15 protein-coding genes and 1 rRNA gene are annotated in these 18,978 nt (G+C 60.5%); 8 read left to right on the top strand and 8 right to left on the bottom strand.

Features of this window, described 5'->3' with window-relative positions; all coding sequences use genetic code 11:
* The 4 genes from WD767_17625 to WD767_17610 all read right to left on the bottom strand — a co-directional run.
* Window positions 1-676, bottom strand: a 16S ribosomal RNA gene (locus WD767_17625); the annotation flags it as partial.
* Window positions 677-1,174: 498 nt separating this feature from the next.
* Window positions 1,175-1,609, bottom strand: a complete 435-nt coding sequence (locus WD767_17620) for a DUF1489 domain-containing protein (GenBank protein ID MEX2617912.1) — start codon at window positions 1,607-1,609, stop codon at window positions 1,175-1,177.
* 30 nt (window positions 1,610-1,639) lie between these two features.
* Window positions 1,640-1,882, bottom strand: a complete 243-nt coding sequence (locus WD767_17615) for a hypothetical protein (protein ID MEX2617911.1) — start codon at window positions 1,880-1,882, stop codon at window positions 1,640-1,642.
* Window positions 1,883-1,900: 18 nt separating this feature from the next.
* On the bottom strand, window positions 1,901-3,928 hold the full coding sequence (locus tag WD767_17610; protein MEX2617910.1) for a biotin carboxylase N-terminal domain-containing protein: 2,028 nt from the start codon (window positions 3,926-3,928) through the stop codon (window positions 1,901-1,903).
* Between the two features lie 241 nt (window positions 3,929-4,169).
* On the opposite strand from WD767_17610, the gene recA reads away from it, so the two are divergent.
* On the top strand, window positions 4,170-5,297 hold the full coding sequence (recA, locus tag WD767_17605) for a recombinase RecA (GenBank protein ID MEX2617909.1): 1,128 nt from the start codon (window positions 4,170-4,172) through the stop codon (window positions 5,295-5,297).
* A gap of 160 nt (window positions 5,298-5,457) precedes the next feature.
* Here recA and WD767_17600 read toward each other — a convergent pair whose 3' ends face one another.
* A complete protein-coding gene (locus WD767_17600; GenBank protein MEX2617908.1) occupies window positions 5,458-6,006 on the bottom strand; it encodes an invasion associated locus B family protein in 549 nt (182 codons plus the stop codon).
* A 207-nt stretch (window positions 6,007-6,213) separates the two neighbouring features.
* Here WD767_17600 and alaS point away from each other — a divergent pair, with 207 nt between their 5' ends.
* Together alaS and WD767_17590 are read left to right on the top strand one after the other, a co-directional pair.
* Window positions 6,214-8,868: an alanine--tRNA ligase gene (gene alaS / locus WD767_17595; GenBank protein ID MEX2617907.1), complete on the top strand. Its 2,655-nt coding sequence runs from the start codon at window positions 6,214-6,216 to the stop codon at window positions 8,866-8,868.
* A gap of 62 nt (window positions 8,869-8,930) precedes the next feature.
* On the top strand, window positions 8,931-9,785 hold the full coding sequence (locus WD767_17590; GenBank protein MEX2617906.1) for a MoxR family ATPase: 855 nt from the start codon (window positions 8,931-8,933) through the stop codon (window positions 9,783-9,785).
* A 37-nt stretch (window positions 9,786-9,822) separates the two neighbouring features.
* Here WD767_17590 and WD767_17585 read toward each other — a convergent pair whose 3' ends face one another.
* On the bottom strand, window positions 9,823-10,899 hold the full coding sequence (locus tag WD767_17585; GenBank protein MEX2617905.1) for a DUF2336 domain-containing protein: 1,077 nt from the start codon (window positions 10,897-10,899) through the stop codon (window positions 9,823-9,825).
* Between the two features lie 159 nt (window positions 10,900-11,058).
* On the opposite strand from WD767_17585, the gene WD767_17580 reads away from it, so the two are divergent.
* Together WD767_17580 and WD767_17575 are read left to right on the top strand one after the other, a co-directional pair.
* The gene (locus WD767_17580; GenBank protein ID MEX2617904.1) at window positions 11,059-12,237 is read left to right on the top strand and encodes a VWA domain-containing protein; all 1,179 of its coding nucleotides are present in this window, start codon (window positions 11,059-11,061) and stop codon (window positions 12,235-12,237) included.
* Window positions 12,234-12,557 (top strand): hypothetical protein, encoded by a 324-nt coding sequence (locus WD767_17575; protein MEX2617903.1) that lies wholly within the window; start codon window positions 12,234-12,236, stop codon window positions 12,555-12,557. Before WD767_17580 ends, WD767_17575 begins: the two co-directional genes overlap by 4 nt.
* 72 nt (window positions 12,558-12,629) lie before the next feature.
* On the opposite strand, the gene WD767_17570 is transcribed toward WD767_17575, so the two are convergent.
* Window positions 12,630-13,841, bottom strand: a complete 1,212-nt coding sequence (locus WD767_17570) for an NADP-dependent isocitrate dehydrogenase (GenBank protein MEX2617902.1) — start codon at window positions 13,839-13,841, stop codon at window positions 12,630-12,632.
* A gap of 199 nt (window positions 13,842-14,040) precedes the next feature.
* On the opposite strand from WD767_17570, the gene WD767_17565 reads away from it, so the two are divergent.
* Window positions 14,041-15,399, top strand: coding sequence for a hypothetical protein (locus WD767_17565; protein ID MEX2617901.1), 1,359 nt, complete (start codon window positions 14,041-14,043; stop codon window positions 15,397-15,399).
* Between the two features lie 75 nt (window positions 15,400-15,474).
* Here the strand turns inward: WD767_17565 and WD767_17560 are convergent, their stop codons facing one another.
* Complete coding sequence (locus tag WD767_17560) at window positions 15,475-16,059, bottom strand: TIGR00730 family Rossman fold protein (protein ID MEX2617900.1); 585 nt, start codon at window positions 16,057-16,059, stop codon at window positions 15,475-15,477.
* Between the two features lie 313 nt (window positions 16,060-16,372).
* Here WD767_17560 and WD767_17555 point away from each other — a divergent pair, with 313 nt between their 5' ends.
* Window positions 16,373-17,209 carry a cytochrome c gene (locus tag WD767_17555; protein ID MEX2617899.1) on the top strand — a complete coding sequence of 279 codons (837 nt, stop codon included), beginning with the start codon at window positions 16,373-16,375 and terminating at the stop codon, window positions 17,207-17,209.
* A 442-nt stretch (window positions 17,210-17,651) separates the two neighbouring features.
* A complete protein-coding gene (locus tag WD767_17550) occupies window positions 17,652-18,512 on the top strand; it encodes a LysM peptidoglycan-binding domain-containing protein (protein MEX2617898.1) in 861 nt (286 codons plus the stop codon).
* Window positions 18,513-18,978 lie beyond the last annotated feature (466 nt).

The following is an 18,978-nucleotide window of genomic DNA, read 5'->3' as shown; positions in this document are numbered from 1 at the left end:
TCCCAATATCTACGAATTTCACCTCTACACTGGGAATTCCACTACCCTCTCCCGAACTCTAGTTCCGCAGTATCAAATGCTGTTCCCGGGTTAAGCCCGGGGCTTTCACATCTGACTGACGAAACCGCCTGCGCGCCCTTTACGCCCAGTAATTCCGAACAACGCTTGCCCCCTCCGTATTACCGCGGCTGCTGGCACGGAGTTAGCCGGGGCTTCTTCTCGGGCTACCGTCATCATCGTCGCCCGTGAAAGAGCTTTACAACCCTAAGGCCTTCTTCACTCACGCGGCATGGCTGGATCAGGCTTGCGCCCATTGTCCAATATTCCCCACTGCTGCCTCCCGTAGGAGTCTGGGCCGTGTCTCAGTCCCAGTGTGGCTGATCATCCTCTCAGACCAGCTACGGATCGTCGCCTTGGTGAGCTCTTACCTCACCAACAAGCTAATCCGACGCGGGTTCATCTCGAAGCGCATAAAGCTTTCCCCGATCCCTAAAGACCGGGCGTATGCGGTATTAGCCGCCGTTTCCAGCGGTTATTCCCCACTTCGAGGCAGATCCCCACGCGTTACTCACCCGTGCGCCACTCGCCGGTTCCCGAAAGAACCTTCCCGTTCGACTTGCATGTGTTAAGCCTGCCGCCAGCGTTCGTTCTGAGCCAGGATCAAACTCTCAAGTTCATTCGCCATGAAACAGATCCCGATAAATCAGAAACCATCCCAAAGCTTTGACGGAGCCTCGTCCAGGCACAATCTTACGCAGACACTCCCGGTCCAAACCAGCCGAAGCCAGCCACAAACCAGAAGCTCTTATCATCAGAATGCGCCAGCACGAGTTATACTCCAGCCCGGCCAAACAAACAGCCAAACCGCCGCCCGCGCATCCCTTCCATTTCCGATTCACAATAAACTAGAACAGCAACGCAATATCAGTCCGCGTCGAATGCACCACCTTCCCAAGGGGAGGGGTGCAACTTTTCACTATAACGAATTAATTGTTTCTGCGCAACATGAATGTCACTACAGAACCGCCGCCGCCTTGCCGTCGACCCGGTATCCCGGGCCGCTGAAGGCGGCAGCGGCATGGGATATAAGCGAGGCGCCGATGCTTGTCCAGCCTTCGCAGCGAACAAAATGAAGTTTTTTTCAATGGCGCCGAATCGAGCCGCGAAAAGCCCGCTATATCAGGCCGAGCGCCCGTAGTTCGGCCGCCATTTCCGGCGGCATTTCCCCATCGGCGCCGGCGTCACCGATATCCGGCGGTGCATCGGCCGGTTCCAAATATCGCCAGCCCTGGAACGGGCGCCGCGGCCAGGCGACGGTTTCCGTAAGCCCGGGTATGAGGATCAGCCGGCAGCGGCGGGTGCCTTCCTCGTCGGTCACGGCTTCCAGCTCGCATACGCGCTGCCGGGCCCGGATGGCGCCCTTGATAACCCAGTAGATGGAGCCGCCGTCCAGAAGTTCCGCGGCCCGGCGCGGCATATGGCGCGTCTGATGCCACAACCGGTCGCCCAGCCCGGAACGCCGCGCATCCTGGAGCCTGCGTTGCTGGAGCGCGGACAGGTGCTCCACGCTCTCCACGCCGACGCTGAGCTTGATCAGATGAACGGTCATGTTATGGCGTGCGGTGTAAGAGCCACGCCGCTAGGCCATGTGCCGGCGGGCAAGCTCTTGAAGCGCCGCCAGAATGGCGCCGTTTTCCTCTCCCGCTTCGGCAGGGACAGCCAGGGAGTCGCTCAACCGGATCATATCCGTGATACGCCGTTTGACCGCGTCACGGAATCCGTCGCCATGGGCGTCGATGGCGTGTTCCGCCCGGGCCGGCATGGCCGGATCGAAATCAAATGCCGGTCCGTCGTCATCGTCGGTTTCATTATCGCAGGGCATGAATTTTCCCGTCCCCGCCTACGGCCCTTCCAGCGTCAGCAATTCGTCGCCGTCCGCGACCTGGTCGCCGGCTGCGCAGCGCAACTGCGCCACGACGCCATCCGCGGTTGCGACGACGATATGTTCCATTTTCATGGCCTCAAGCACGACCAGCGCCTGGCCGGCCCGGACTCTGTCGCCGGCGGCGGTGTGGATGGCGACGATACGGCCCGGCATCGGGGCGGTCAGCCGTCCGCCCGCGGCGGGCGCCTGCCGCGCGGCGATGGCGGCGGGATCGACCCGCAACAGCCGGTGGCTGTGTCCCGGCATGACGATCTGCATCGAGTCTCCGTCGCGGCGCACGGTCGCGGTCATTCGCGCGCCGCCGATTTCCGCAAGCATCGCGCCGTCATTGTCCAGGGCGCCTCGCACCAGCATGTCGCAGCCGTCCATGGTCAGCCGGTGGCCCCCGGCTTCCGGTATGGCCCGGATTGTCATGACCGGCCCGTTACGGACGGTACCGTCGGTAAAATGGAATACGGTTTCTGCGGCGCCGCAGAGCCGCCACCCGTCGCGCGCATGCCAGGGCGAATGCGGATCGGGGGAATGCGCGGCGCGGTCCGCCGTCCGCGCCGCGATGTCCAGCAATTCTGACAGGGCCGCCAGCGCAAGAACCTCCCGGCTTGCCGGCGGCGATTCGGGAATGATGTCGGCCGCGTGGATGTCGATGAATCCGGTTTCCAGCGCCGCCGCGCCGAAGGCCGGGTGCGCCGCGATCGCCGCCAGAAAGGGCAGGTTGGTGGTCAGCCCGGCAATCTCGGTTGTCCGCAGCGCGCTCCGCAGGCGGCGCAGGGCGCCGTCCCGATCATGGTCCCAGGCGATGATCTTGGCGATCATCGGGTCATAGAACATGGATACGGAATCGCCTTCGCGAATGCCGGTATCGATCCGGATATGCGGCGAGGGGGCGGGAAACCGCAGATGCGCCAGCCGCCCGGTCTGCGGCATGAAATTCTTCTCGGGATTTTCCGCGTAGAGCCGCACTTCGACCGCATGGCCGTTCGCGGCGATGTCGTCCTGGTTCCGCGGCAGGGGCCCGCCGGCGGCGACGATGAGCTGCCACTCGACCAGATCGAGTCCGGTGATCATTTCGGTGACCGGATGCTCGACCTGCAGCCGCGTATTCATTTCCATGAAATAGAAATCGCCCGGCTGCCCCTCCGGGCCGGTATCGACGATAAACTCCACCGTACCCGCGCCTTCATAGCCGATGGCCCTGGCCGCGGCGATGGCGGCATCGCCCATGGCGGCGCGCATCGTCGGGATGACGCCGGGCGCCGGGGCCTCCTCGACGACCTTCTGGTGCCGCCGCTGGATGGAGCAATCGCGTTCGAAAAGGTGCACCGCGTTGCCATGGCGGTCGGCGAATACCTGCATCTCGATATGGCGGGGCCGGGTGACGTATTTTTCGATCAGCACCGTATCGTCGCCGAAACCGGATTTTGCCTCGCGCTGTGCGCCTTCAAGCGCCTTGATGAAGTCCGCCGCCGCGTCGACCCGCCGCATGCCGCGCCCGCCGCCGCCGGCCGAAGCCTTGATGAGTACCGGATAGCCGATCGTAGCGGCGGCCTCCGCCAGAATCGCCGGGTCCTGATCGTCCTCATGATAGCCGGGCACCAGCGGCACCCCGGCTTCCGCCATGATGCGCTTGGCGTTGACCTTCGACCCCATCGCCCGGATTGCCGCGGGCGGCGGGCCGACGAATACGGCTCCGGCCCCGGCGACGGCTTCCGCGAACGCCGCGTTCTCGGACAGGAAGCCGTATCCCGGATGCACGGCGTCGGCGCCGCTGCGGCGAACGGCCGCGACCAGCCGGTCGATATCCAGATAGCTTTCCCGAGCCGGCGACGGTCCGATATGGAGCGCGGAATCGGCCAGGGCGACGTGTCGCGATTCGGCATCCGCGTCCGAATAGACCGCAATCGTGCGCAGCCCCAGGCGCCGCGCCGTCGCGATAATGCGGCAGGCTATTTCGCCGCGATTGGCAATGAGCAATGTCTCGAACATGGCCGGTATTGTTAGAGCATGCGACCGGCCCCGGCTAGCCGCAATGACGCGTAACCATCGCGTGGCCCCTCCTTTTTTATCATAGCGGACGCGATATTCATCGGACGAAACCATGATTGTCGTTCCGGATTAAAAGCATAAGTTCGCAGAGAACAAAAAAAGAACTTGCGTGTGAGAACAAATAGTGTACACTGGCCGTCTGTTTACAACCCTTCGATGCCGTGGGATATGGGAGAAAATCATGTCGAATTCCGCATTACAGCTCGTACAAAAGGACAGCATGGACAAGACCAAGGCGCTGGACGCCGCTCTCGCACAGATTGAAAGGTCCTTCGGCAAGGGATCCATAATGAAGCTTGGCCAGCATGGTCAGGCGGTCGAAATCGATTCGGTTTCGAGCGGGTCGCTGGGGCTTGATATCGCGCTAGGCATCGGCGGGTTTCCGCGCGGCCGCGTGATCGAAATTTACGGGCCGGAAAGCTCGGGCAAGACGACGCTGGCGCTTCATGTCGTCGCGGAAGCCCAGAAACTGGGCGGCACCTGCGCATTTGTGGATGCGGAACATGCGCTCGATCCGGGGTATGCACGCAAGCTCGGCGTCAATCTGGACGAATTGCTGATTTCACAGCCGGATACCGGTGAACAGGCGCTGGAAATCACCGATACACTGGTGCGTTCCGGTGCAATTGATGTGCTGGTCGTCGATTCCGTGGCCGCCCTGGTGCCGCGGGCCGAACTTGAGGGTGAGATGGGGGATACCCATGTCGGGCTGCAGGCGCGACTGATGAGCCAGGCGCTGCGCAAGCTGACATCGTCCATTTCGCGTTCGCGCTGCATGGTGATCTTTATCAACCAGATACGGCTGAAGATCGGTGTCATGTTCGGCAATCCGGAAACGACGAGCGGCGGCAACGCCCTGAAGTTCTACGCAAGTGTCCGTTTGGATATCCGCCGGATCGGCGCCATCAAGGACCGGGATGACGTGGTCGGCAACCAGACCCGGGTCAAGGTCGTGAAAAACAAGGTCGCGCCGCCATTCAAGGTCGTCGAATTCGATATCATGTATGGCGAGGGTATTTCGAAGACCGGCGAATTGCTGGATCTTGGCGTCAATGCGGGGATCGTCGAAAAATCCGGATCGTGGTTTTCCTATGACAGCCAGCGGATCGGGCAGGGGCGCGAGAACGCCAAGCGGTTCCTGTGCGAAAACCCCGATGTCGCCGCCAGGATTGAATCAAAGATTCGCGAAAATGCCGGCCTGATCGCCGAAACCATGCTGGACGGTTCTTCCGGTGACGATGACGCCTCTCCCGACGATACCGGGCCCGGTAATCCGGGTCCTGACGATGCGGCGACGGACGGCGTGTAACGGGTTTCGGGCCCGATAAGGGAATGGTGAATGGCCGGCTTCGTCGCATTCCACGGCAGGCCGGCCATTTCAACTGCCAGGGGGCTGAGTTGATTGGCCATTGTGTGTCGCCGGGTAAGAATGTTCCTCCGGCGCGGCCGGAAACCGGCGATGGCCTGGATCAGCGAATGGCCTTCAGCGCGGCGGTAAAGCCTATTAGCGAGATCGGGACATTGAACGGCTGTCGGTTTCCGCCGACAAAGGAAACAGTGCCGTTGCTGCCCTGCTTGAACAGGTCAAGGAAATTCCGGTCAAATCCAAAGCGGGCCCGGCAACCGTTCGGCAGGCAGACCTCGATTGTCAGTTCATAGGCCTGCCCGTCGTCGATCTTCAGGGTAATGCCGGAGGGCAGGTGGACGCCGAGGGGCACGACAAGGACGCCGATTGGCGTTTCACCTTCTCCCTGATAACCGACGAAAAACCGCAGGACCGGTTCGCCGCTGTCCTTCACGACGATATTCTGAAACATCTGGCAGACGGCCGGTGCCCCCGTCGGGGAATTGCACTGGACGCGCCAGGCGTCGAAGATCTGCCCGTGCGGATTCTGTGCCTGTACCGGGGATGCAAGGAAAAGGCAGAGGAGCGCGGCGGTCAGGGAAACAATTGTGAAATTGAAGGACATGGTCTCGATACTGTGCGTGTTGGGAACAACTCCGGGCCGATCCGGCATGCGGGAGTTTACGCGAAGCGCGCGGATGACTTCCATATCCAATATCGGACCCGGCGCCAGGCTACTCCCCGGTGCGCCGTTGTTCGCTGGACAGGATAAGACCTCCGGGCTAAAACGCCGTTTCGCGGGGTTCGGGAGCATTGGCAAGGCGGATCGAATCCGTTTCTATCCGCGCGTGGAAGCGTAAAAAAAACAAGGGTGCAAGTCATGCAGGGCGCCAACGAAATCCGGACCGCGTTTCTGGACTATTTTAAACGCCATGATCACGAAGTCGTTGCGTCATCGCCGCTGGTGCCGCGCAACGATCCGACTCTCATGTTCACCAATGCGGGCATGGTGCAGTTCAAGAACGTGTTCACCGGCGCGGAACAGCGGTCCTATGACCGCGCCACGACATCCCAGAAATGCGTGCGCGCCGGCGGAAAGCACAACGATCTCGAAAACGTCGGATACACGGTCCGGCACAATACGTTTTTCGAAATGCTCGGCAATTTTTCGTTCGGCGACTATTTCAAGGAACGGGCCATTGAACTGGCCTGGAACCTGGTCACGCGGGAATTCGGTCTCCCGGTCGAAAAACTGCTTGTCACGGTTTACGCCGATGACGAAGAGGCGTTCGGCCTGTGGCGCAAGGTTGCCGGACTGCCGGAAAGCAAGATCGTCCGCATCGGGACGTCGGACAATTTCTGGGCGATGGGCGATACCGGTCCCTGCGGGCCCTGTTCGGAAATTTTCTACGACCACGGTCCGCATATTCCCGGCGGACCGCCCGGAAGTCCGGACGAGGACGGGGACAGGTTCATCGAAATCTGGAACCTGGTCTTCATGCAGTTTGAGCAGGTTTCCGCCGACACGCGCCTCGTTCTGCCGCGTCCGTCGGTGGATACCGGCATGGGGCTGGAGCGGATCACCGCAACCCTGCAGGGCACCAATGACAGCTACGCGATCGATCTGTTCCGGTCCATCATCGAAGCGTCCGCGCATCTGACAAGTTCCGATCCGGATGGCAAGAGCGCCGTATCGCACCGCGTGATTGCCGATCACCTGCGGTCGACATGTTTTCTGATCGCCGATGGCGTGCTGCCGTCGAATGAGGGGCGCGGCTATGTGCTGCGGCGGATCATGCGCCGCGCCATGCGCCATGTTCACCTGCTGGGCAGCCAGGAACCGCTGATGTGGCGGCTGGTGCCGACCCTGGTCAAAATGATGGGGCAGGCCTATCCCGAACTGGTGCGCGCCGAGGCGCTGATCACCGAAACGCTCCGCCTCGAGGAAAGCCGGTTCAACCGGACACTGGCGCGCGGCATTCGGCTGCTTGAGGAGGAAACCGCGAAATTGGGCGATGGCGCCACGCTGCAGGGCGATGTCGCGTTCCGACTGTACGATACGTACGGGTTTCCGCTCGACCTGACGCAGGACATCCTGCGCGGCCAGGGCAGGCAGGTCGATCTGGCCGGCTTCAATGCCGCCATGGCCCGCCAGCGGGAAGAAGCCCGCAAGAACTGGAGCGGATCGGGTGAGGCCGCGACGGAAGCGGTCTGGTTCGATCTTCGCGAAAAACTGGGCGCCACGGAATTCCTCGGCTATGCGACGGAGCAGGCCGAAGGAGTGGTCGCCGCCATCATCGTCGATGGCAAGAACGCTGACGCCGCCAATGAAGGCGACGAAGCGGCGGTGCTCGTCAACCAGACTCCCTTTTACGGGGAATCGGGCGGACAGGCGGGTGACACCGGATCCATGTATACGGGCGACGGCGACGAGTTTGTCGTGCGGGACACGCAAAAGAAGGTCGATGACGTCATTGTCCACCTGGGGACGGTACGCAAGGGGACGCTTCGTGTCGGCGACGTGGTCGAAATGCATGTCGAGGGCGGCCGGCGTTCCAGGCTACGCGCCAACCATTCGGTGACGCATCTCCTGCATGAGGCGCTGCGCCGCCAGCTTGGGGACCATGTGACCCAGAAGGGCTCGCTTGTCGGTCCCGGCTATCTGCGATTCGATTTCAGCCACCCGAAACCGGTGTCGGAAGACGAACTGACGGCGGTCGAAGCCGCAGTAAATGCACGCATTGTCGCGAACAGCGAGGTAACGACGCGGCTGATGACCCCGGATGACGCGGTCAAGGCAGGCGCCCTGGCGCTGTTTGGCGAGAAATACGGTGAAGAAGTTCGCGTGGTCTCCATGGGCGGCGATGCCCGCGACATTTTTTCGGTCGAACTATGCGGCGGCACTCATGTCAGCCGCACGGGCGACATCGGATATTTCGTCATCACCAACGAATCCGCTGTGGCGGCGGGCGTGCGGCGGATCGAGGCCATGACGGGCGCGGCGGCGGTCCAGTACGCGAAGGAACAGACCGCGCGGCTTCGCGAAGCCGCGGCGATCCTGAAATCATCGCCGGGCGATCTTGCGGAACGGATCGGCGCCCTGCTGGAAGAACGCCGTCGCCTGGAACGGGAGCTTTCGGATTTGCGGCGCAAGCTGGCAATGGGCGGGGGCGCGGGCGCGGAAAAATCGTCCGAAGTTAAAAAAATTGACGGGATTGCCTTCGCCGCCCGCGTGCTCGCGGATGTGCCGGCCAGGGAATTGAAGCCGCTGGCGGATTCCCTGAAATCGCAGATCGGCAGCGGCGTTGTTGTGCTTGTTGCGGTCGCTGACGGCAAGGCGTCTATTGTTGTCGCTGTCACGGATGATCTGACAGACCGGCTGAATGCGGTCGATCTGGTGCGGGTCGGGTCGGTCGCGCTGGGCGGCAAGGGCGGCGGCGGCCGTCCCGATATGGCGCAGGCGGGCGGGCCGAACGGCGCGTCCGCGGCCGAGGCCATTGCCGCGATAGAGGCCGCGCTTGCCGGCCAGGGTTGATCGCGGCTATGTCGCCGCATAGTCTTTGCCACAGTTTTTCACGGACAGCACAGGGCCAGAGCATGCGTTTCGATAGCACCGACAGTTATATCGCCACAGAAGACCTGCGCGTCGCCGTGAATGCCGCCGCGGTGCTGGAAAGGCCGCTCCTGATCAAGGGAGAGCCGGGAACCGGCAAGACGGTCCTGGCGCAGGAGGTCGCGCGCGCGCTGGAAATGCCGCTGATCGAATGGCACGTCAAGTCGACGACTACGGCGCAGCAGGGGTTGTACGAATATGATGCCGTGCGGCGCCTGCGCGACAGTCAACTGGGCAATGACAGCGTGCACGATATCGCCAACTACATCATGCGCGGCAAGCTGTGGGAAGCGTTCACGAACGATACCAAGCCGGTCCTGCTGATCGACGAAATCGACAAGGCGGATATCGAGTTCCCGAACGACCTGCTGCTGGAACTCGATCGCATGGAGTTCTTCGTTTACGAAACCCGTGAAACGGTGCGCGCGGTCAACCGACCGATCGTGATCATCACATCGAACAATGAAAAGGAACTGCCGGACGCGTTCCTGCGGCGCTGCTTCTTCCACTATATTTCATTCCCAGACCGGGACACGATGCTCCGGATCGTGAACGTGCATTATCCCGATATTCAGGGCGAACTGGTTCGTGAGGCGCTTAACCTGTTCTATGACGTCCGGGAGGTTCCAGGGCTGAAAAAGCGGCCGTCGACTTCCGAGTTGCTCGACTGGATCAAACTGCTGATGACGGAGGATATTCCCGCCGAAGTCCTGCGCAGCAAGGATCCCAGCAAACTGATCCCGCCGCTGTACGGCGCCCTGCTGAAAAACGAACAGGATGTGCAGTTGTTTGAACGGCTGGCGTTCATGTCCCGGCGCGAACAGCGCGGCGGCGACTGACGGGGACCGGTTTGCGGCGGGCTGCTCGCGGCCTGCGTCAGTACCCGCCGGAATTGGGAGCGCCGCCCCAGCCTTCGACGATTTTTCGGGCATTGCTGCGGTCGGTTCGCTTGAAAAGGTTCATGCCGCGCGAAAAAGCAGGCGATTGCCGGAAAATCCCGAAGGGGCGGGTACCCTGTACGTGGCACAGGATTTCGGAAAACGTATCGGCGTCCAGCCCCGCCGCCCGGCAGGCGACGGCCAGTCCCTCCGGACCCATGTCGTAAAGGGTACGGGTCGTCGTCGCGGAGTCAAGCCCTGTCAACTCCTGGAACATGTCCTCGAACTTCAGGATGTCCTGTAGTTCGAGTGCGCGCCGCAGGGACTCCGGCGATGGGCGTCCGGTCCACTCCTGCGGCTTCTCCGCTTCCGACGCCGGCCGGGCGTTCGACGATATGGCGCGTTTCAGCGCCTGTGACACGGCTTCCTCGATTTCCATGTCCGAGACCGGAAACATCGTTGAAATCTGCTGCTGCAGGGCGTCGCTGACCCATTCATACATGCGGTAAGCCAGCGACGCGGGAAGGTCCCGGCGCGATAGCAGCAGTTCCTGATATTCTTCGGTAACCAGGGATTCATCGACAAGCCGCGACAGCGACTCGTCGTTGAACAGGGCCCCCTTGTTCTGAAGCAGTGATTTCAGGGCTTTGGTATCTCTCGTATCGACAAAGGCCTCGCTCACGTTTTCGGTCAGCGTCTCGCGTCTCGAAATGGCGAGGCGGAACCTTGTGGTCCGCTGGTGGATCAACGCGATCAGGTCGGCGTCGTCCAGTATCGGACTTCGCAAGAGTACGGGTTCGGCGACATCGAAGACGTCGTTCGCCAGCATGACGATCAGATCATGCGGCGCATCGGCCCGTTTCGCCAGGCCGTCCGCCAGGTTCTGCCGGACATGAATTTCGATGTCCCGGATAATTCCCCGGACAATATCGAAAAACAGGGACATTTCGCGCGGATCCGGCCGCCGGCCGGGCGCAAGGCACAGGGCCGTCAATGTCTCGGCTAGCCTGTCCTTGTCGGAAATCTGGCCGGATGTCACGATCCGTTCCAGTTCCCGCCTGCCATCTGTTTCCATCCCGGAACCCCTGCCGAACACTATGTACGGCCGAGTATACCACATACCGGGAATACAACGCGATTAGAAGGGATTGTGGGCGTATTCTGATGGCTTCCAGGGGGCTTTTCCCGCCTCCCCATAGTCGGTATGCTTCGCATCTCCAGAGGATGCATGACCATGTTTATAAATCTTTTTCAGGAACTGCGCGGCGCCGGACTGCCCGTATCGCTAAAGGAATACCTCATCCTTATGGAAGCGATGCAAAAGGGGGTGGCGGCATACAGCATTGACGATTTTTATTACCTGAGCCGCGCCACCCTGGTGAAGGACGAACGCCATCTTGACCGTTTCGACCGTGTTTTTGGCCACGTCTTCAAGGGACTTGAGCCGCCGGAAGGGGATATGCAGGCAGAAATTCCCGAAGAATGGCTCCGCAAGCTGACCGAGAAACACCTGTCGGAGGAGGAAAAGGCCCTTATCGAGTCGCTGGGCGGCTGGGAAAAGCTGATGGAGACGTTGCGGCAGCGTCTGGCGGAACAGGAAAAACGCCATCAGGGCGGCAGCAAATGGATCGGCACCGCGGGCACCTCGCCCTTCGGCGCCTATGGCTATAATCCTGAAGGAGTGCGCATCGGCCAGGATGAATCGCGGCACCGTCGCGCGGCCAAGGTCTGGGACAGGCGCGAATTCCGCAATCTCGACGATACGGCGGAATTGGGAACGCGGAATATCAAGCTGGCGCTACGGCGCTTGCGCCGTTTCGCCCGCGACGGACAGCCGAGTGAATTCGACCTTGACGGCACCATCAGCGCCACGGCGCGCAATGGCGGCTATCTGGACATCAAGATGATTTCCGAGCGCCGCAATACCATCAAGGTGCTGCTGTTCTTCGATATAGGCGGGTCGATGGACGATCATGTGAAAATCTGCGAGGAACTGTTTTCCGCGTCGCGATCCGAATTCAAGCACCTCGAATACTTCTACTTCCATAACTGCATGTATGAAACGGTCTGGAAGGACAACCGCCGCCGCCATAGCGAGCGCATCGACCTGCAAGAAGTGTTGCGGACCTATCCGTCGGACTACAAGGTGATATTCGTGGGCGACGCGACCATGAGTCCCTACGAAATCACCTATCCCGGCGGCAGCGTCGAACACTGGAACGAAGAGGCCGGCGCCGTATGGATGCAGCGGGTGCTGGATACCTACAAACATGCGGTGTGGCTGAATCCGCAGCCGATGCGCAACTGGAGCTATACGCCGTCGATCGAGATCCTGTCGCAGATCATGGAGGACCGCATGTATCCCCTGACGCTGGAAGGGCTGGATTCGGCGATGCGGGAACTGACCCATTGACGAAGGCGACCTCCCGGCAACGCCTGCTGGGCGCCGTGGCCATTCTGGCATTTGTGACCGCCTGTACCGCCCACCCGCCGTCCAGGACAGAAATCCCGGTGAGCGTCCCGGGCCACCGTACCGACATCGTCTCTGTGTGTTACGATTCCGGCGACCACAGCCGCGCCGAAATAGAGGCGGTTGCCCTCGCCATCTGCCCGGAAAATACGGCACAGATAACGGCCTGGCGGGTGGACCGGGTCCTGAACGAATGCCCGCTACTGAAAAAATCTCGGGTCAGCTTCATCTGCGCGCCGGCACGTCTCGGATACGGACAGTAATCCTTTCCGGAACCCCGCCTACCTTCACAGGTTTAAAGGAAACCTGTTGCGGTTCTATTGAAACCTGATGTGCTATAGGGCGGCCTGCAGATTCCGGTCAATCCTGTCCAGGAAGCCGCGGGTCGTCAACCAGCGCTGGTCCTCGCCGATCAGGATCGCGAGATCCTTGGTCATGAACCCTGATTCGACGGTATCGATACATACCTTCTCCAGGGTTTCGGCGAATTTCGTTACCTCCGGCGTATCGTCGAATTTGCCGCGATAGGATAGTGCGCGGGTCCAGGCGAATATTGACGCGATCGGGTTTGTCGAGGTTTCGTCGCCCTGCTGGTGCTGCCGGAAATGGCGCGTAACCGTTCCGTGTGCCGCTTCGGATTCAACTGTCCTGCCGTCGGGAGTCAGCAGAACCGATGTCATCAGGCCCAGGCTGCCAAAGCCCTGGGCGACCGTGTCGGATTGCACGTCGCCGTCATAATTCTTGCAGGCCCAGACATATTCGCCCGACCACTTCAGGGATGAAGCGACCATGTCATCGATCAGCCGGTGCTGGTAGATGATCCCCTTGGCGTCGAACTGTTCCTTGAATTCATTGTCAAAAATTTCCTGGAAAATATCCATGAACCGGCCGTCATAGACCTTGAGGATCGTGTTCTTGGTCGACAGGAAAACCGGCCAGCCGAGGCTCAATCCGTAATTGAAGCACGACCGGGCAAAACCGGCGATGGATTCATCCAGATTGTACATGGCCATGGCGATGCCGGGTTCCTCGAACCGGAATACCTCGCGCTCGATTGTCTCGCCACCGTCTTCGGGTTCGAAGCGCAGCGTCAGTTTTCCCCTGCCGGGAACCAGAAAATCCGTTGCCCGGTACTGGTCGCCATAGGCGTGGCGGCCGATAGCAATCGGGTGGGTCCATCCGGGCACCAGCCGCGGGACGTTCTGACAGATGATGGGCATGCGAAAAATCGTACCGCCCAGGATGTTCCGGATCGTCCCGTTCGGCGACCGCCACATCTGTTTGAGGTTGAATTCCTGCACGCGCCCTTCGTCCGGTGTGATCGTCGCGCATTTCACGCCGACGCCATGCTGTTTGATGGCGTTGGCGGAATCGACAGTCACCTGGTCATTCGTCGCATCCCGGTTTTCCATGCCCAGGTCGAAATAGATCAGGTCGATATCGAGATAGGGCAGTATCAGCTTTTCCTTGATGAAGGCCCACATGATCCGGGTCATCTCATCGCCATCGAGTTCGACAACCGGATTTGTAACCTTGATTTTATTCATCGAATTCTCCTGCGAAACGTCGTCCAACCCGTAATGGGGTCTAGCAGATGAACGGTTCAGATTAAATTAAAACAATGTCTCCGGCCTATTATTGCCCGCAGGGAAAGCGCAGGGTAATGTGGCTGCCAGTTCCGCCCGACGGATACGCGGCTTTCACAACCCCATAAATCAACGGGAACAAACCAATATGCTAGATTTGATGAAAATTGCTCGGACCGAGGCTGACGGCGGCGACCTGTTCGGTCTGCTTGAGGGGCTTTTCGAGCCGGCGGATGTCAAGCCGGAGGGCTACCCCGATGCTGTGGTCTGGAAGGGCGGAAACCATGACGGCTCCGTGAAGCCGGTTGCGCATTCCCTGACCGATGCCTATGCGCTGCTGGGCACGATTGCCGCGATCGATATCCTGGGCCTGCCGTTCTACGCCGTGCCGATGTGGTCGCAGTACCGCCACGATACGAAGCTGGCGTCGCTCGGCTGGTTTGGCAATATGCCTTGCACGTCGATCAAATGGTCGACGGCGGGCGATGCCTATGTCAATGACGGCAAGGGCGGCAAGGTTGTTGTCATGGGCAAGTCGGCGAATGCGCCGCTGCGCACCCAGGCCGGCGTCTTCTGCAACGTCCGCCCCTACGGCCGGATTACGGTTGTCCGCTGCATGCCCTGCCTGCCGTATTCCCAGGACCGGGCAAAGTTCAATGTCGATCCGAAGACCGGCATCGTGCATTCCGAGATGAATACGCCGGGCGTGCAGATGGCCTATGCCAACCGCCTGTTCCTGGAAATGGTGCACAAGAGCGGCAAGCTTGGCCGTGTCGCCATGAAGCCGACCCAGGCCATGGAGGACGGTATCAATGCCGGCCTGCATTCCTGGCTGCTGCAGGGCACGAAGTTCAAGGTCGGCCGCAAATACGCCGTCGACGGCTATGTCGAGCACAAGGAGGCCGTGGACCGCATCATCGCCCTGCTGCCAAAGGACTTCAAGAAGGGCATGGAGAACTGGGGCGGTCAGATCGAACAGCATATCGCTGACACGAATTTCGGCCTGATGCTGTGGGACCTGATCGAGAAGCGCGATTGCATCGTCCTCGCGACCGACCTTGACGGTGACCGCCTGACCGACCTGCTGGCCGACGTGTCCGACCCGATGCGTGCGTTCAGCGGTATGGTTGCAAAGCATCTCGGCAAGGACGTCAATACGCAGGAACTCTGGAACGAGATGGGTTACACGACCGGCAATGGCCGCGACATGACGTCGGTCATGCACCGTATGTCCGGGCCGCCGATCCATGAACAGACGCTGGGCTCCGCCGATGCGATGCTGCTGCGCCTGCTGGATGGCGATGAATCGATGGGCGGAACCAAGCAGCCCTATGATCCGCGCATTCATTTCGTGCTGATCCGCGACGCCTATCTGGATGCCAACCCGGGCAATGAGGAGTTGCGCAAATGGCTGGATGACGCGCTGGCGAAGTTCGATTCGGTCTACGGGAGCGAGCGCCCGGGATTCCTCGACGGGTACAAGAAGCTCAAGGCAACGATTAAGCCGTGGAAGGCCTGAGGTTCTGCCAAGGTGGAACGGAGGGCCGGCAGTTCTATGCCGGCCCTTTTCAGGCTGCAGCGGTACCGCCCATTGCTAAATCCATTTTTCTTCGAACGAAATCGTAGCAGCGGGCAGGGAATCCAGCAGCGGCAGGATCTCGCCGGTCGTGGCCGCGACGCTGAATAGCGAGCGTTCTGTTTCGCGCACGTAACGTTCCGCGATCTGGTTTTCGATGAGGCGGAGAAGATCCGTCCAGAATCCCTCGATATTGGCGAAGACGACGGGCATGTCGTGCAGTCCGAGCTGTTTCCAGGTCAGGATTTCGAACGCCTCGTCCAGCGTCCCAAGGCCGCCGGGCAGGACGACGATGGCGTCGGCGAGGGCGGCCATCCGCAGTTTCCGGTCATGCATGTTCTCGGTCACGATCAGTTCGGTGCAGCCCTTGTGCTCCACTTCCCGCGCTTTCAGGAATCGGGGAATGACGCCTGTCACGTCGCCGCCGGCTTGCAGCGCGGCGTCGGCGACGAGCCCCATCAGACCGACCCGCCCACCGCCAAAGACGAGCCGGATTCCGGCTGAGCCGATGCTTGTGCCCAAGTCTCGCGCGGCGGCCCGGTGGCTTTCCCGTGTGCTGCTGGATGATCCGCAGTAAACACAGAGCGTCTTGACGCCGGTCATTAATTACCCCGCTTTCCTGTCGCATGTCCGCAACCTGGACCAGGACCGATTAGGCGACTTGCCGGCCCTGTGCAAGATTAACTTGCATCCTGAATATGAAGTATTGTTAAAGCGTAAGTTTCCGGGCTGACGCGATTGACTGATCGAACAGGCGTTGAAGACAGGTCCTTGAGAGTAAAGGACGGCAAGGATGGCATTTTTCCAAAGAAACAGATAAGATGAAAACGTAAAATGGAAGGGATATTCGTGAATGCCCGGTATCTTGCGTAAATATCCATTGGCTCCCCGGTCATGCATTGCGTTGGCAGTGTTCGTGATTTTCGCGCTGCCACGACACGGGCACGGGGCGGTTTCGCCTGCCGAGACGCGTGGGGAGTATCTTTTCCATGTTGCCGGATGCGCCGGTTGCCATACCAGCGTCGAACCCAAGGGAGAATTGCTGTCGGGTGGCCGGCGGCTCGATACGCCGTTCGGCGCCTTCTATCCGCCGAATATCACGCCGGACCCGCAATACGGCATCGGCGGATGGTCTTACGAGGATTTTTCCCGCGCCATGCTCGAAGGGAAAGGACCGGACGGGATAATCTATTTTCCCGCTTTCCCCTATCCTTCATACACCGGCATGGCGGAGGCGGATTTGCGCGATCTCTGGGCGTTTCTGAAAACCGTACCGGTCGTGGCCGAGGCCGCCCCCGGCCATGACCTGAATTTTCCGTTCAATATCCGGGCGCTTGTCTGGCCGTGGCGATGGCTTTACTTTGAGGCGGGCGAAAAGCCGGTCGATACCACCCGTTCGGCGCAGTGGAACAGAGGGGCATATCTGGTTCGCGCCGTTTCGCATTGCGGTGAGTGTCATACCCCGCGAAACTTCCTCGGCGGGTCGGATAACGAACGGGAACTGGCGGGAAATCCGAACGGACCGGACGGCAAGCGGATTCCGGACATCACGCCGGATCCGGAGAATGGCATCGGTGCGTGGAGCACGGGCGATATCAAGTCGTACCTGGAGATGGGTATCCTGCCCGATGGCGATTTCGCCGGCGGCGCCATGGTGGAAGTGATCGAAAACAGTACCAGCAAGATGACGCCGGAGGACCGCGAGGCGGTGGCGATATTTTTGAAATCCTTACCGGCATCCGGGAGCCTCTGACAACGCCCGGTGACCAGGGGTCGTTTTATTGCGCTGGCTGTTATGGATGGACTCGGTGTAGCGTGTTTTGCAAAACGAGCGGCATGAAAACGCCTGCTGATAAAATATTTGAGGTGCTGTGAAACGATATCTTTATATCGGTATTCTGGGATGCTTGGTCGCAGCCGGCGCTATCGTATTGACCTACTGGCAGACCGAGGACCATTTCCTCGAATCGAAACTGGCTGTGGAAGGTTCCGCTGAGGATTCCCGGGCAAGCCGTAACGCACGCGGCACCGGAATACCGGTTCCCGTACCCCCGCCCGTTGCGGCTTTCGGGACTGACCGGGCTCATCCGGAGAAGACGCCCGCGGCGGAAACGCCGACGGCCGACGGGAAATCACGGAATGCCAGCGCGGCCCAGCCTCGGCGGGAAAAGCCTGACAGTCCCGCCGGCGTTTCCATGCCGGTATTCGATGTCGTTCGGGTCAACCCGGAAGGTGACGCCCTGATCGCGGGGCGTGCACCGGTAGGGGCGGAGGTTGGTATTTACGACGGCGACAAGCGGACGGGTACCGCGATAGCGGACAGCCGGGGCGAATGGGTATATCTGCCGGGTGAACCCTTGCCGCCGGGACAGCGTGAAATCGGCCTTTCGCTGATCGGCAAGGACGGAACGGAATCGCGCTCGGAATCCGTAGTCGTCCTGATGGTGCCGGACCGGAATCTGGCGAAGGCGCCGGTATCCGCGTCGATGCCGCAGGACGGCACCGAGAAGAAATCCGAAGGCGTTCTCGCCGTGCTGGTGGCCCGGGAGGGCAACGCGCCCAGTCGCATTTTACAGAAACCGTCCGAAGCGCAAGGCCTGGGCGACAAGGCATTATCCATCGACGTGATCGATTACGACGACAAGGGCAATGTCAGTATAGGGGGCAAGGCGACGCCCGGAACCAGCGTCCAGGTGTATGTCAACAACAATCCCGCCGCGCAGGCTGTACTGGTTTCTCCCGATGGAAACTGGCAGGTCAAACCGGAAGGAAATATCGGCGTCGGGGTCCATACGCTTCGGGTTGACGGCCTTTCCGACAACAAGGTTGTTGCGCGCGTCGAAATGCCGTTCTCGCGCGCAGAGCCGCATACTACCGCCGATGCGGCAAATGGAATAGTCGTGGTGCAACCGGGCAACAGCTTGTGGCGCATTGCGCGGCGTACGCTGGGCGCCGGCGTCCGGTACACGGAAATTTACGACGCCAACCGCTCAAAGATCGTTGATCCGGACCTGATCTATCCCGGACAATTGTTTTCACTACCGGACCCGAATTGATCCTGCCGACTGTTGCGTTATGTGTATGAGGTCGAGTCAGGACCGGTATTCGCGCGCACGGTTGCGATGCCGGCGATGAACGACTGTGCCGTCACGGGCGACTTTGTCCGGTGCCGGTGATCAGTTCCCTTCGCCGCTTCGGGGAAAACGGTCGCACGGTTGGGTGCCGGAACCGGTTGCATCGAGCATCTACATCATGTCGACACGCCTCTGTACGTTTTCCGCGGTGAACGGGAATCATGGCGGTCGCGAACCTTTGTAATCGGGCGTTACTGGCATTATATGGGCAGGAACGCTAGATCAGATCATGGTTGGTTGGCATCGCCGTTGGCGATCCAACGGCCATGTGGATCTGATCTGTCTTGTTGAAGACATAGCACACCAGGTTTGAATGAAACCTGTGGCGGTTTCATTCAAACCTGGTGTGCTATAAACAATTGTTACCGGGTCCCGCCACGCTAATGGT

The sequence above is a fragment of the Alphaproteobacteria bacterium genome, from assembly GCA_040905865.1.
GTDB lineage: Bacteria > Pseudomonadota > Alphaproteobacteria > UBA8366.
This window is presented reverse-complemented; position numbering and strand designations above follow the sequence as displayed.